We start from the raw sequence: 14,497 nt of genomic DNA on the forward strand, positions 1-14,497 counted from the left end.
AGGATTATACATACTAGAGCTAGAATCCAAAACAGTTTTCGTGGGTTCATGAATTAGTTGTCTATGTTTTTTTCTGGATCAGCTTCAGAAGGCAGATACTCTTCAAAAATAGAGGCTGCTTCACTTGCAGTGCTTTCTGTCGTAGTAGCAGCAGCTGGCTTATCAAAAGCTGCAACTCCTGCATAATTTTTAAATGCAGTGAGTGCGTCTTCTTCTTCTACTACCACATCGGCGACAACTACCGCCACTTCTGCCTCTGCGGCGATGGCTGCTTTTGCTGCTGCTTCTAATCGAGCATCAAATTTTGCAAGCCACCTTGCATCTGAATCAAGAAGTGTTTCACCTATGATTTGTCGTTCGCGTAAATCTTGTGCTCGCTCATTTTCTTTTCGTTCTTTTTCGCGCTTTTTTTCTTGTTCAAAAAATTCCGAGCTCGTTGAAATCGTTGAGAGCTCTGTTGTGATGGTGAGAAGCTCACTCTCACTTTCAGAATAACTCTTGCCAATAGACAGAGCCATTTTATCAGTCAAATCACCAAGTGTTTCTTTTTCAGTTAAGTCTTCAAGTTCTCCAATACCCTCAGGGATGAGTTCATCAATTTCACTCAAAGTTGGAAGCTCTCGAATATTGCGAAGTCCAAAGAGTTCTAAAAAGTCTTTTGTGGTTCCATAGAGCATGGGTTTACCAGGAAGTTCAGATTTCCCAACAAAGCGTACAATGTTTTTTTCCATGAGTGCGCGCACGAGATGACCTGATTCAACGCCTCGAATTTGATCAACTTCTGACTTCACAACAGGTTGTTTGTAAGCAATGATACTTAATACTTCAAGTGCAGGACCCGAAAGTTTAAAGGGCCTTGCTTTGACCATTTTTCGCATCCAACCAGCATTATCAACCTTTGTGCGTAATTGATAACCACCCGCTACTTCTTCAAGACAAATGCCTCGATCACCACCGGCGTAATCAACTTGAAGTAATGCTAAAAGCTCGCGAATTTTTTGAGAATTAATATTTGTACCATGAAAAGTTCCTCGTAAATTTGCAACACTTAATGGGTTAGAAGCTGCAAACAACAAGCTTTCAATAACTGATTTGGCTTGTGTATCTTCAAGTTCATTAGGAAGAACAGGTAATTCTTCAGTATCACCATCTGTCACAGCTTCAAGTGCCTCAATGGCACCTTCTTTTGTGGCTTCGCCTAATTCAGCTTCCATTGCTCGAGCTGTTTCTGCAGCGTCAAGAATTTCTGTAATTTCGTTATTTGTTTTTTTAGCCATTAGATAAGCTCCCCTGCTTCTACAGCTTTTACTTCAGCATCGTTATCAAGCATCTCTTCTTGAATATGAGAGCTCGCTTCTTCACTCAAGCTTTCAAGTCTTAAGTCTTCTTCTGCTTTAAACATTAATTGATCGGCAGTTTGTGCTGCATTTGTAGAATCAAATTCTTGAACGCGATTAACAACATCACTGCTCACAACTTTAATGGTTTCAATGTAAATGGATGAAAACGCCTCTGTTTGGTAAACACGGGTAAAACTCATGCGGCAGAGTTCTAAAACACTTAAAAAAGTTATGAGCAATTCTTTTTTCGTAAATGTTTCACTTAATAAACTTCGAAGCTCAATGCGCTCACCAACTATAAACCGATGTTTAATTTCGATAAGACGTGCACTTATGCTCATGCCGCGACCATATACTTCGTGGGTCGTCTTAACGGCTTCTTTCATGAGTTGCCTAAAAGCAGCAATCAGAGCAAAAAGGCCTCGTTCATCTAAAATTATTTCGCTTTCAACTGTTGGCATGGGGTCTTTTGAACCACGAACCCAAAGATCACGATTCAACAGCGGACGTTTATAGAGTAATTTTCCGGCTTCTTTATACTTTTGATATTCAAGTAATTTTTGAACAAGCTCTTTTCGAGGATCATCTATGATTTCTTCACCTTGTTCATTGTATTGAGGAACAAGCATTCGACTCTTGATGTAAATCAGTGTTGCAGCCATGGCCACAAACTCACCGGCCACTTCAAGATTAAGCTCTTTCATGATCTGGATGTATTCAAGATATTGCTTAGTGATTTCATGAATTGGAATATCGCAAATATCTACTTCATTTTTTTTAATGAGGAACAACAATAAAGACAAAGGGCCTTCGAATGTTCCAATTTGAACCTGAAGACTCATTTCCACCCCAATTGGCTTTTAATTTCGCTCAATGTGTTTTGTCCTTCACGCTTAGCCTTTTGATTACCATCGCCAATGATTTCATCAACGTGGGACGGATTATTCAAGAGTTCTTTTCGCTTTGCCAGAGGTTCTTTCATGAATTCATTGATATGGCCACCAAGCGCCATTTTGCAATCAATGCAGCCGATTCCCGCGGTGCGACAGCCCGAACTGACATCTGACTTGGTTTTATCAGAACTAAAAAGCTTATGAAGCCCGTACACGGCACAAATTTCGGGGTTTCCTGGGTCAGTGCGTTTAACTCGGGCAGGATCCGTAGGCATAGGTTTTAGGATTTTTATAATATTCTCAGGTTCATCTAACAGAGCAATAACATTGCCGTAAGACTTACTCATTTTACGCCCATCAAGCCCTGGAACCGCAGGTGTCGACGTTAAAAGCGCTTCTGGCTCGGGGAGCTTGATTTTATACATATTATTAAACCGGCGCACAATTTCACGAGATAACTCAAGATGAGGAACCTGATCTTGCCCTACAGGTACTTTTGCACCCTTAAATATGGCAATGTCAGCTGTTTGAAGCACTGGATACATAAAACGGCCTAAATTATAGGCATCTTTTTGCTTTAATTCTTCAGCAGCATCTTTCCAGGTAGTGACTCGCTCAAGCCATCCCATGGGTGTGACCATGCAAAAGAGCATATGAAGCTCTAATAGTTCTGGAGCCATCTCACTTTGAACAAAGATAACCGATTTATTAGGATCAATTCCAAAAGCAAGCCAATCGGTAATAATCTCACGATTGAATTTTTTAAAAACTTGAGGATCTTTAAAACCATCAGTCAGTGCATGCCAATTCATTGCACCATAAAAGCACTGATAATCTTTTTGAAGTTCGACCCAATTACGAAGTGCGCCGAAGTAATTACCGATATGCAAACTTTGCGTTGTTCGCATCCCACTCATGACACGTGGCTTATTTAAGTAAGACATCTAAAGCGCACCAAACACACTCAGTGATCCGCGAAGCATGAACTGAGCTGTTTGAACAACTGGGGTATAAATAACAGTGGCAAGACCACCGGTCATAAATAATAAAAGTAATAAAATACTAAAAGTTGTTTGATGCTCTTCTAGTTTTTGGTTCACACGATCAGGTAAAAAGATCGCAAATATTTTACCACCATCTAGGGGGTGAATCGGGAGTAAATTAAAAAATGCTAAAGACAAATTTATTAATACAAATGTTTTTGAAAATTCAATGATGGCTTTAGCGAAAGTAGCAGTCTCAAAAAATCTAACTGTAATACCAAATGTAAATGCCGCGATAATCGCTAGAAGAATATTTGAACCAGGCCCTGCAAGGGCCACCCAAAACATTCCTACTTTAGGGTTTTTAAGATTATCGGCATTAACAGGTACTGGCTTTGCCCAACCAAAAAAGGGAGCTCCGGTTGTGATAGCGAGTATTGGTAAAATAATAGTGCCTAGCATATCGGCATGAGCAACTGGATTAAGTGTAAGTCTGCCCAGCATGCGAGCTGTGGGGTCGCCTAATTTATTTGCAACCCAACCATGCGCGTATTCATGAAAACAAAGTGCTAGGAGAAATGGGATTAAAAACATCCCCACCTTGACCAGCATGTCTATCACATTTAGGTTTGAGGCCACGTTTTAGCTACCTTATTGGTTGTTTATCGATGTTTCAGGTTTAACATTTGATGCCCCGCCAAAGCAAGTGATTGCTTGACTGTTCACTGACAAAGAATTCTAGTTATTTCATGAGCTTATTGAGGCTAGCCGGTATCCTCTCTGGGGTGTTATTTGGCATTCAAACTTTTGGTGATACGGGGAACTATAATTCCGTTCTCATAGGTGATCGCGCCGCCGGTATGGGTGGGGCGTTCACAGCTATGTCGGGTGATCCGTCTGCGTGCAGTTTTTATAACCCAGCGACTTTAGCACTCATTCCAGGCTACAGTTTTTCAGCCAGTGCGAGTCTTTACAATAAGTATGATACGTCTTTTTCTGATGCAGGGAATCTATCAGAATCAACGCTGAAACTTAATCGCGGATCATTTCAAGGTATTCCCGCCGCAGCAGGTTCAGCACTTGGGTTTAAGAAATTCTCAGTTGGATTATCAATTTTAACTCCCGAATATGACACATTCTCTGGTGACATCAGTCTAAACGCTCACCCCAATTCAAACACATTTATAAACTCAAAAGATCAAAGTCTTTGGGTGGGCGGAAATCTGGCTATTAATTTTACGGACAAGTTTTCAGCTGGAATGACTTTTTATTATACATCTCGGGATTATTTTAGATCTACAATCGACCAAACAGTGTCAGGCAATCACACAAAACTTTCTTTTGAAACCAAAGCCTTTACATCTAACAATGTGGTTTATGTTTTAGGCGGGCTTTATAAAATTACCCCACAATTTTGGATTGGCTCTAGTATGCGTTTGCCTTCAATTCAATTATCAGGAGATGGAAGTTATTATAAATCCATTCTAGATACCAGCGTAAGCGGAGTCCCGACAGTTTCAACTCGTAAAAACATTCCAAGCCAAACAACTATTCCCCATAAATTTTCGCTTGGGCTTTCATATTCAATACCTAAAAAATGGTCTATAGACGTAGATGCTTCTTTGTATGGAGCAAATACTTACCGAGATTTATTAGATCCTGTCGCTGGTGATCAAATTACTAACCAACAAGTTCTTAATTATGCCATCGGCGGGGAATATTATTTTGCTTCGTGGATCGCATTAAGAAGTGGGCTTTTTACAAACTTTTCAAGTCATCCCGATATCACCACAGGCCTTATTAGACAGGCTGATCATATTGATATGCTCGGTTTTTCAAGTAACCTTGCTATTTTTACTGGAAGCACATCTATTACTTTTGGCGGGTATTTCACTGGAGGCCACGGGCAATCAACTCAACAAGTAAATCAACAAATAATTGTCACACCCAAAGTTCAATATATTTATTCAATGCTTATTGCTTCTTCTTATGTATTTTGACTTCAGATTAATTTAAAAATTTTGCCACAGATATGAGCTTTGTTTTTTTAAAATAACTCGACACATACGGACACTTTGTTGTGAGTAAACACATCACAGGCTTTTTAATCACTTTTTGATAATCTGAAAACAGATAAAAATTCGCCTGACCTTTACTGATAATCAAATCAGAATGAAACAATGCATGATCAAGTTCAGGAGATTTTTCTTCCCACGAAATACCTAGTGTGTCAGGCCCCGCACAGATAATCATGTTGGCATATTTCTCCATATGCACGTAAGCCCCATCTTCAAGTGTTGCATCGCTGGTGATAGGGCCACCACGTAAAACACTGGTGACAAACCAACCACGTGTACGCATGTCGGCAATTAAAAGCCTATCAAATGCAATTTCTCCAACGTTATCATGAATAAAAAGTGCATGGGGCTGTGATTTTTTTAAACTAGATTTATATTTTTTAGGAACACTATTTAAAAAATTATAAAATTTCTTTGTGTCATTAATCACAAGCTCTTCTGCAACTTTATCGCGAACATGTTTTTCAATAATTTTTATAGGAACGTCATACCCAGTACCCACCGTTCTAAAATCAAGGTGATTACTAGCTATTACCCATTTTACAAGAGTCTCAAATTTAAAATGAGTGTCTTTTTTCTTTGAAAGTTCTTTTTGTAAAAGCCCTGAGAGTTTAAGACCTACGTCATTACAATTTTTTCTAAGCTGTTCAAAAGGCAAACGTTGTCCTGTGAGATGCTTAGCAATACGATGTACTTCGGTGATGAAAACACTAGGCAATGTGTTGAGATTGAAATTTTCAGAAAGATATTTCATACAGGCATTTATGACTTCAAGTTGTTTTTTCTCATCAACACCCATGAGGCGCACCGCACCTCCTATGTCGTCAACAATACATCCAGCGCAACCTTGTTCTGCTTTCACCCATGCTCCTTTGAGATAATAGATTCCCCCTAGACCATAGACTTGAATTCTTAATCCTGCCACGAAAAAATCCGATAAGTTATCAATGGCTGAGAATTATAAAAAATCTATTTTTGATAGTATCCATGGTTTTATCGGGATGACGCGCACCGAAGATCGGATTGTTGCGAGCCCCTACTTTCAACGACTACGCTGGATCAAACAACTCGGCTGGAGTCATTATATATTTCCAGGTGCAACACACACCCGCTTTGCCCATGCACTAGGTGCAATGCACATTATGGATAAAATTTTAAGAAGCATTGGCAAAGGTGTTGATGATGAAAAGCTTTATAATTTAAAAACGCGAGATTCAAAAACGATGTTTCATCGTAAAATGAGAATCGCAGCTATGCTTCATGATATTGGAACATTTCCATTTAGCCATTCAATCGAAGCCGGCTATATTAAATATAATCGCAAACAAATAGCACTTGGCAAAAAAATAACCCCAGCTAATCATGAAGAACTTGGTCGACATATTATCACTAACACCGATTTTGCATCAGGAATCACACACATTTTAAAAGCAGATGGCTTTGACCCTAATGAAATCGCACAAATTATTAATGGTCATTCAGATGATCCACTAGCGAATCAACTTATTCACTCGGATATTGATGCTGATCGAATGGATTATCTCTTAAGAGATTCTCATTATACGGGCGTAAAATATGGCGTGTTTGACGTTGATTACTTAATTGCAAACATGCGTGTGTGCAAACAAGGTAAAAACGAAGTTTTAGCTGTGAATGAAAGTGCATTGATGGCGGTGGAGTATTTTTTAATCTGTCGTTATTCGTGGTACACGCAGATTATTCATGAAGGCACTGCTTATCAATTTGATCTCCTTGCAGAACGCATTGCTGAATTTTTTATTGAAACGGGTCTAGCCTATTCTTTTGAAGAAATAAAAAACTTAGTGAGTAAAAATCCAAAAGCTTTTTTTGGTTTTAATGACAGTTATTTTACGTCAAAACTTCATGAAGCTCTTGAACACGGCGTAAAAGGTGCTCACAAAATTTCTGCCATGATTGAAGAATGGATAGAAATGCTTATGTTTCGCATTCCCATGCAACAAATTAAAGCTGACCCCTTTGAAGCATCACTTATAACAAGCCCAGTTGAGCGCAGTGATCGTATTGAAAAAATACATAATGCCGTTGAGTGGTTGAGAACAAAATTAGACAAAGTACCAACAGCTTGGGTCGTAGAAGATATCCCAACAAAGGATGTTATCTTTACGAAAAATAGTGATGCTTTAAAACGATCAAATAAAACCCGACTAGATCAACAATCGTCTGTAAAAATTGTTGATCGTGAGGGTAACGTAAAATTATTGATTGATGTTTCAAATTCATTAATAAGAATTCTAGCAGGCTATCAGAATTTCACTCCACGAGTTTACGTTGGGAAAAATACTTACAAATATCTACAATCAAAAGGATCTCTCAAAGAACTTGAAAAAATGTTCGGACCACAATTAAAAACCAAAAAACCCGCTTAATTTACATCACCTCCAAGAATTATTCATAAATTCCAAACTGCGCATTATATTTGCCAAATCCTCAACTCTCACAGGGGAGGTATAAGACATAGCAAATTTTGCAAAGCTTAAAGTCTCAGTTTTCCAAATTTTTCGCCCTTTTGAAGTAAGTCTTAATATTTTTGATCTGCTATGAAAATAATTATCCGTATACTCACAAACACCGTCAGCAACGAGTTCATTAGCTATTCTTTGAACATTTTGTCGATTTGATTTCAACACCCTGGCAATTTGCGAAACTGTCATCTGACCGTCATCAAGAATCCCCAACACAAGATTCGCCAACGAATCCGACCGATTTATAAGCTTATGAGCTTCTACTAAAAGTTTCCTAAAAATTCCAACTTTCAACTCATTATTATTCATTCAAAACCACCTTCAAAAAAACATCATTACAACTAAGAAAACTTGTCGCAGCAAATATCTTATAACTTGCGCAACAGAAATCTCAAAACTAGCCCACCAAGAATTGCGGTTTTTTTAACAACCACCACGGAGGTCCACACCACGGAGCTCAATACAAAATATGACAATTTTTTGTCATATTGACAATTAATTGTCAATTTCGAAAGACAGGTGTTTCAGACTTATCAGTTTACGATGGCTTAAATATGGTTTATTGTTTGTTTGTTTATTTGTTATTTGTTTGTTTGTTTTGGGCTAAAAGAGTTTCAGAATTTAATTTTTTTCAAAAGTTGCAATGACATTAGCTAGAGGAGTTCCTGGAGTGAAAACCCCTTTGACTCCAAGTTTTTTGAGTTTTGAAATATCACCTTCAGGAATAATTCCACCTACAAAGAGTTTCACATGCTTAAGCTTTGCTTTTTGCAATCGAGATTGAACATCTTTGACCAATGTTAAATGCGCACCTGATAAAATACTAAGACCGATCATATCGACATCTTCTTGAAGGGCTGCTGAGACGATCATATCCGGCGTTTGATGAAGGCCCGTATAGATAACCTCATGACCAGCATCACGCAGGGCGCGGGCGATGATTTTTGCACCTCTGTCGTGGCCATCAAGGCCGGGCTTAGCTATAAGTATGCGTTTTTGACTTGCCATAAGATGGTTCTATTATAAAACAGTGAAGTCACAAGAACCAACTACAAAAAGTACTTAAACGGAGTCAAAAATGATCCATTTCCTTAGCGACGATGAAAAAGCATTCCAAACAGCTGTCAGGCAGTTTGCCGAAAGCTCAATTAAGCCCCTGGTTTCAAAAATGGACCATGAGGCTGAAATGGATAAAAACCTCGTTAAGCAATTCTTTGAAATGGGCATCATGGGCATTGAATCCCCCGAAAAATACGGAGGTGCGGGAGCTAGCTTCTTTATGGCCTGTCTCGCGGTTGAAGAACTCTCACGAGTTGATGGTTCATGCGGAGTCTTAGTAGACGTACAAAATACTCTCGTCTCAAATGCAATGATTCGTTGGGGTACCGAGGCACAAAAAGCAAAATATCTTCCTAAATTAGCCGGTCAATGGGTTGGCTCTTATTGCCTTTCAGAATCCATTAGCGGTTCAGACGCCTTTGCACTTCAATGCCGTGCTGAAAAAAAAGGTGATAAGTATGTTCTAAACGGTCACAAGCTTTGGATTACTAATGCCAAAGAAGCCGAATTTTTCATCGTTTTCGCCACCGTTGATAAAACACTAGGCTATAAAGGTATCTCTGCATTTCTCGTTGAGAAGTCATTCCCTGGTTTTACTATTGGCAAAAAAGAAGACAAAATGGGAATCAGAGCTTCGTCTACATGTGAACTACTATTTGAAAACTGCGAAGTACCTGCCGAAAACGTATTAGGCGAAATTGGAAAAGGTTATAAAACTGCAATTGAAACTCTCAATGAAGGTCGTATCGGCATTGGAGCGCAGATGATCGGTGTTGCCCAAGGTGCCCTTGAAGCGGCCATTAAGTACTCACAAGGTCGTCAACAATTTGGAAAACCAATCTCAAGTTTTCAAGGAATTCAATTTCAATTGGCCCAAGCAGCTACACAATTAGAATCAGCACGTTTGATGGTCTATCATGCGGCTAGACTTAAAGATGCAAAACAACCATTTCTTCAAGAAGCTGCTATGGCAAAATATCATTCAAGTAAAGTGGCTGAATTTGTTTGTTCAACAGCAATTGATGTTTTCGGTGGTAATGGATTTACAAAAGAATACCCTGTTGAGAAATTTTATCGAGATGCAAAAATTGGTCAGATCTATGAAGGCACGAGCAATATGCAGCTTCAAACAATCGCTAAGACTTTACTGACGAATTAATCTACCGATTCAACTAATAAATTATCCGTTTCTTGACCGGCTTCAAAACTTTTTAAAATTTCTACAGCTAAAGTAATGCCATTATCTTTTGATGTGAGATCATTCGCGATTCGAATAACCACTTTTGAATCTGTCAGTACAAACGTATCTGCAATTTGATGATCTTTTTCATTAAGCATAAAAAAACTTAAAGCCTGATATTTCCCGATGATTACTTTTTCAAACTTCCTATCAGGAAACTTAGATTTTAAATATTCAGTTAATTTTTCAAATGTAATGATTTTAAGTTTTTCATCTTCTATTTTTTTGAAAATAAAAAGTGAGCCACCTGGCCCCATGAGTGTAAGGCAACTTATGACTTTACAGTTAGGAGATGTTCCATTGTCAATGCCCGTAGTCCATCCCTTAGGGTAAGTGATCTGCGCTCTTGTTTCTGGAACGACTGCATTTAGTACGTTTGTTTTTTCTAATTCTTGAGGATTTATATTAGGATTACCACCTCTTTTAGTCACGCTATCTTTTAAGTTCTTGTTAGCAGCGGGGCATGCCGTAAGCATAAGTCCTGTTAAAACTAGAGTGATTTGAAGGGTTGATTTCATACACGTCCTCATAAAGATCCATCAGACTTCAGAGCAAGGACTATGCCCAAACAAGATCAACTACAACGCGTAACCATCGGTAATTTAAAGGATTTTTATGTCACCCAAAGCCATTTTTCGGCACTTTTTCAGCTATGTGCGGCAAACTGCTTTACGCGGCCCCAAGAAATATTATCATCAATCGTTTTTCCGTAATGAGCTGTGTGAATAATGCCACCAGGATTAATAAGAAAATGTGCAGTTAACTGGGTGAGCTGACCATCAGGCACACCTTGTGGGTGACCGGCCGCAACCGCTTTTACGAGTGACCCCAAAACCTTAGGGTGTAAAACACCGCCTAAGCTTTTACCGACTCTGTACAGGTCATATAAGTTTTTTTCAGGATTTGAAATCATTGGTAACGTCGAAAGAATGCCCTGCTTCATTTTAGGAGGAAATTTACTTTCTTCTGATTCAAAAATGGCTACGACATCGACTCCTCGCTTTTTTAATTGCGCATATTCTTGCATGACAGTTGCAAGATGAAAATTGCATAGCGGGCAAGAAGCATAACGATAAAACATTAACCAAAACTTCTGTCTAGGATTAGCTCCCAAATCTATATTTCTACCATCTATAGTGGTCTCTCTGAAATCAGGACACTGCATCCCCGCTTCTAAAATTTTCATAATGATCTCCTGTATTGCCCGCCTACTTGATAAAGTGCGTGTGTGATTTGACCAAGTGAACAAACGCGAGATGCAGACATAAGTTCTTCAAAAATATTTCCACCATCGAGGGCTACTTTTTTAAGTTTCTCAAGGGCTGAGGGAGCTTGCGTGATATGTCTTTTTTGAAAATCTCTAAGGGAATTAATCTGCAATTGTTTTTCAGCAGCAGATGCTCTAATCATTGAAATAGGCTCAGGGGTGAAGCCCTCGGCTAAAGTTTTAGGATCCACGAATGTATTTACACCGATGATGGGCAATTCGCCTGTATGTTTTAGGGTTTCATAAAACATACTTTCTTCTTGAATTTTACCACGTTGATATTGAGATTCCATGGCACCCAGCACCCCACCACGTTCTGCGATTCGACTAAACTCACTTAAAACGGCCTCTTCGACAAGCTCTGTGAGTTCTTCCATAAAATAACTACCTTGATTAGGATTTTCATTTCTGGATGTGCCTAATTCTTTTGTGATGATCATTTGAATTGCCATCGCACGCCTCACACTTTCTTCAGTGGGAGTAGTAATGGCTTCATCGTATGCATTTGTATGAAGGCTATTACAATTATCATAAATTGCAAAAAGCGCCTGAAGTGTTGTTCGAATATCGTTAAAATCTATTTCTTGAGCATGGAGTGATCTACCACTGGTTTGAATATGATATTTTAATTTTTGTGAGCGCTCATTAGCACCATATTTTTCACGCATACTTACAGCCCAAATCCGTCTTGCAACGCGACCTAACACTGCGTATTCAGGATCAAGTCCGTTACTGAAAAAGAAACTTAAATTGGCCGCAAAATCATCAATCTTCATTCCACGACTGAGATAATACTCAACGTAGGTGAAACCATTGGCTAACGTAAATGCCAGTTGGCTAATGGGATTAGCACCTGCTTCCGCAATATGATAACCGCTGATACTTACAGAATAATAATTTTTGATATCATTTTGAACAAAATATTTTTGAACATCGCCCATGACTTTTAAAGAAAACTCTGTTGAAAAAATACAAGTATTTTGAGCTTGGTCTTCTTTTAAAATATCAGCCTGAACTGTTCCTCGAACTTGCTTTAAGGTTTCTTTTTTTATTCTCTGACGATCTGACTCTGTAGCTTTTTTACCTAATTTTGTTTCAAATTCTTCTACTTTTTGATCAATCGCTGTATTGAGATAAAAAGCTAATATCGTTGGAGCAGGGCCATTGATCGTCATACTTACACTTGTAGCAGGGTCGCAAAGATCAAAACCCTTATAGAGTTTTTTCATGTCTTCTAAAGTGCAAATACTCACACCACTCTCGCCGACTTTCCCGTAGATATCTAATCGCTCATGGGGGTCTTCACCATATAAAGTGACACTGTCAAATGCTGTAGAGAGTCTTTTTGCCTGATCATTACGACAAAGATAATGAAACCGTTTATTGGTTCGCTCAGGTGTTCCTTCACCCGCAAATTGCCTACGTGGGTCTTCACCTTCACGCTTTAACGGGAACACACCTGCTGTAAATGGAAATCTCCCTGGAACATTTTCTTTTCTTAAAAATTCAAGCCTATCACCCCAATCTCGAAGCTTGGGAACAGAAACCTTTGGAATTCTTGTTTGAGATAAGCTTTTTACAGTGAGTGGAATTTTAATTTCTCGATCTCGCACTTTATAAACGAGTTCGTCTTTTGAATATTCTGAAATAAGATTTTGCCAGTTTTCAAGTTGAGTTAATACTTCGGGCTCAATTTTACTTTTTAAGTCTTTTAACTTATCAAGCGCAAAATTGCCAGGCATCTGATCTTTTAAAGCCTCTTGGGTTTGACTGATAGCTCCAACTAACGACGCAGCTTTTGCCATTTCAGCAGAATTTTTTTTATATTCTTTTACAGATTTCACAATTTCAGCAAGGTAACTTTGATTTTCCATAGGAATAATAACTTGGCGATGACTGGTCAAAAGCTCTTTATTATTTGTTTTAGCTTCAAAACCTTTAGCTTTTAAAAGCCCACATAACTTTGTAAACAACTTATTAACACCACCATCATTAAATTGTGATGAAATGGTTCCAAAAATCGGAAGATCGTCATCGGGATTTTTATCAAATAATTTATGCGAACGTCGATATTGCTTTCGAACATCACGTAATGCATCGGGAGAGCCTCGACGATCAAATTTATTTATGGCAATGATGTCTGCAAAATCGATCATATCGATTTTTTCTAATTGTGAAGGAGCTCCATATTCGCTGGTCATCACATATAAAGACAAATCTACAAACTCAGTAACACCCACATCACCTTGACCAATTCCGATAGTTTCAACAAAAACCAAATCAAAATCACTATGCTGAGTCACACCAATGACATCACTTAGAGATTTTGAAACTTCACTTAAACTTCCACGAGTGGCAAGGGAGCGCATAAAAACACCGGGCCTTGAAAGTGAATTCATGCGTATGCGATCACCTAAAAGGGCACCTCCAGTTTTTTTCTTGGTGGGGTCTACACAGATGACTGCTATTTTCATATCAGGATATGTATTTAAATATCTTTGAATGAGTTCATCAGTGAGAGAACTTTTACCCGCACCACCGGTGCCTGTGATTCCGACAACGAGAGGTTTTTTTTCACGCTTTGTGAGTGCAGTGATCCAATCAGGTTTTTCTTTATTATCTACGTTTTCAATTGAAGTGATTACTCTGGATAATTCTTGTGGCCACGACAGTTTTAGCTTTTTCTTTTCAAAAAAATCTTTTTTTACTTTAAGAACATCAAAGTCACATTCGTTAAGAATATCATTGATCATCCCCTCTAAACCCATACGTCTTCCGTCATCAGGATGATAAATGCGAGTAACACCATATTGTTCTAATTCTTTTTTCTCGCTATGAACAATAACCCCACCTCCACCACCAAATATTTTGATGTGGGAAGAATCATTTTCTTTAAGGAGATCCACCATGTACTTGAAAAACTCAATATGCCCACCTTGATACGAACTAATGGCAATTCCTTGGGCATCTTCTTGAATAGCAGCATTGACGATATCTACAACAGAGCGATTATGCCCGAGATGAATGACCTCAGCACCCCCTGCTTGTAAGATGCGTCTCATAATATTGATGCTCGCATCATGACCGTCAAAAAGACTAGCGGCTGTAATGATACGCACATTGTTTTTCATTT

13 protein-coding genes are annotated in these 14,497 nt (G+C 38.7%); 3 read left to right on the plus strand and 10 right to left on the minus strand.

The window, feature by feature from the left end:
* Nucleotides 1–53: 53 nt before the first annotated feature.
* From scpB to SGI74_12600, 4 genes are read right to left on the minus strand one after another with little or no spacing between them, the layout of a single operon-like run.
* On the minus strand, nucleotides 54–1,277 hold the full coding sequence (scpB, locus tag SGI74_12585; protein ID MDZ4678332.1) for an SMC-Scp complex subunit ScpB: 1,224 nt from the start codon (nucleotides 1,275–1,277) through the stop codon (nucleotides 54–56).
* Nucleotides 1,277–2,182, minus strand: coding sequence for a segregation/condensation protein A (locus tag SGI74_12590; GenBank protein ID MDZ4678333.1), 906 nt, complete (start codon nucleotides 2,180–2,182; stop codon nucleotides 1,277–1,279). Before SGI74_12590 ends, scpB begins: the two co-directional genes overlap by 1 nt.
* Nucleotides 2,179–3,177, minus strand: coding sequence for a tryptophan--tRNA ligase (gene trpS, locus SGI74_12595; protein ID MDZ4678334.1), 999 nt, complete (start codon nucleotides 3,175–3,177; stop codon nucleotides 2,179–2,181). Before trpS ends, SGI74_12590 begins: the two co-directional genes overlap by 4 nt.
* Nucleotides 3,178–3,810, minus strand: coding sequence for a site-2 protease family protein (locus tag SGI74_12600; protein ID MDZ4678335.1), 633 nt, complete (start codon nucleotides 3,808–3,810; stop codon nucleotides 3,178–3,180).
* Between the two features lie 155 nt (nucleotides 3,811–3,965).
* Between SGI74_12600 and SGI74_12605 the strand changes: the two genes are divergently transcribed.
* The gene (locus SGI74_12605) at nucleotides 3,966–5,216 is read left to right on the plus strand and encodes an outer membrane protein transport protein (GenBank protein ID MDZ4678336.1); all 1,251 of its coding nucleotides are present in this window, start codon (nucleotides 3,966–3,968) and stop codon (nucleotides 5,214–5,216) included.
* 7 nt (nucleotides 5,217–5,223) lie between these two features.
* On the opposite strand, the gene SGI74_12610 is transcribed toward SGI74_12605, so the two are convergent.
* Nucleotides 5,224–6,219 carry an ARMT1-like domain-containing protein gene (locus SGI74_12610; GenBank protein ID MDZ4678337.1) on the minus strand — a complete coding sequence of 332 codons (996 nt, stop codon included), beginning with the start codon at nucleotides 6,217–6,219 and terminating at the stop codon, nucleotides 5,224–5,226.
* Nucleotides 6,220–6,241: 22 nt separating this feature from the next.
* On the opposite strand from SGI74_12610, the gene SGI74_12615 reads away from it, so the two are divergent.
* Entirely contained in the window at nucleotides 6,242–7,702 is a 1,461-nt protein-coding gene (locus SGI74_12615; protein ID MDZ4678338.1) for an HD domain-containing protein, read from the plus strand.
* 6 nt (nucleotides 7,703–7,708) lie between these two features.
* On the opposite strand, the gene SGI74_12620 is transcribed toward SGI74_12615, so the two are convergent.
* Nucleotides 7,709–8,107, minus strand: coding sequence for a hypothetical protein (locus tag SGI74_12620; protein MDZ4678339.1), 399 nt, complete (start codon nucleotides 8,105–8,107; stop codon nucleotides 7,709–7,711).
* Between the two features lie 312 nt (nucleotides 8,108–8,419).
* The gene (locus tag SGI74_12625; protein MDZ4678340.1) at nucleotides 8,420–8,806 is read right to left on the minus strand and encodes a cobalamin B12-binding domain-containing protein; all 387 of its coding nucleotides are present in this window, start codon (nucleotides 8,804–8,806) and stop codon (nucleotides 8,420–8,422) included.
* 70 nt (nucleotides 8,807–8,876) lie between these two features.
* Here SGI74_12625 and SGI74_12630 point away from each other — a divergent pair, with 70 nt between their 5' ends.
* Entirely contained in the window at nucleotides 8,877–10,016 is a 1,140-nt protein-coding gene (locus SGI74_12630; GenBank protein ID MDZ4678341.1) for an acyl-CoA dehydrogenase, read from the plus strand.
* Here the strand turns inward: SGI74_12630 and SGI74_12635 are convergent.
* From SGI74_12635 to icmF, 3 genes are all read right to left on the minus strand, one after another.
* A complete protein-coding gene (locus tag SGI74_12635) occupies nucleotides 10,013–10,615 on the minus strand; it encodes a hypothetical protein (protein MDZ4678342.1) in 603 nt (200 codons plus the stop codon). The two genes, SGI74_12630 and SGI74_12635, sit on opposite strands and share 4 nt — an antisense overlap.
* 128 nt (nucleotides 10,616–10,743) lie before the next feature.
* Entirely contained in the window at nucleotides 10,744–11,283 is a 540-nt protein-coding gene (locus SGI74_12640; protein MDZ4678343.1) for a redoxin domain-containing protein, read from the minus strand.
* Nucleotides 11,280–14,495, minus strand: a complete 3,216-nt coding sequence (gene icmF, locus SGI74_12645) for a fused isobutyryl-CoA mutase/GTPase IcmF (GenBank protein MDZ4678344.1) — start codon at nucleotides 14,493–14,495, stop codon at nucleotides 11,280–11,282. Before icmF ends, SGI74_12640 begins: the two co-directional genes overlap by 4 nt.
* Nucleotides 14,496–14,497 lie beyond the last annotated feature (2 nt).

This window comes from Oligoflexia bacterium (genome assembly GCA_034439615.1).
Taxonomy (GTDB): Bacteria; Bdellovibrionota; Bdellovibrionia; order JABDDW01; family JABDDW01; genus JAWXAT01.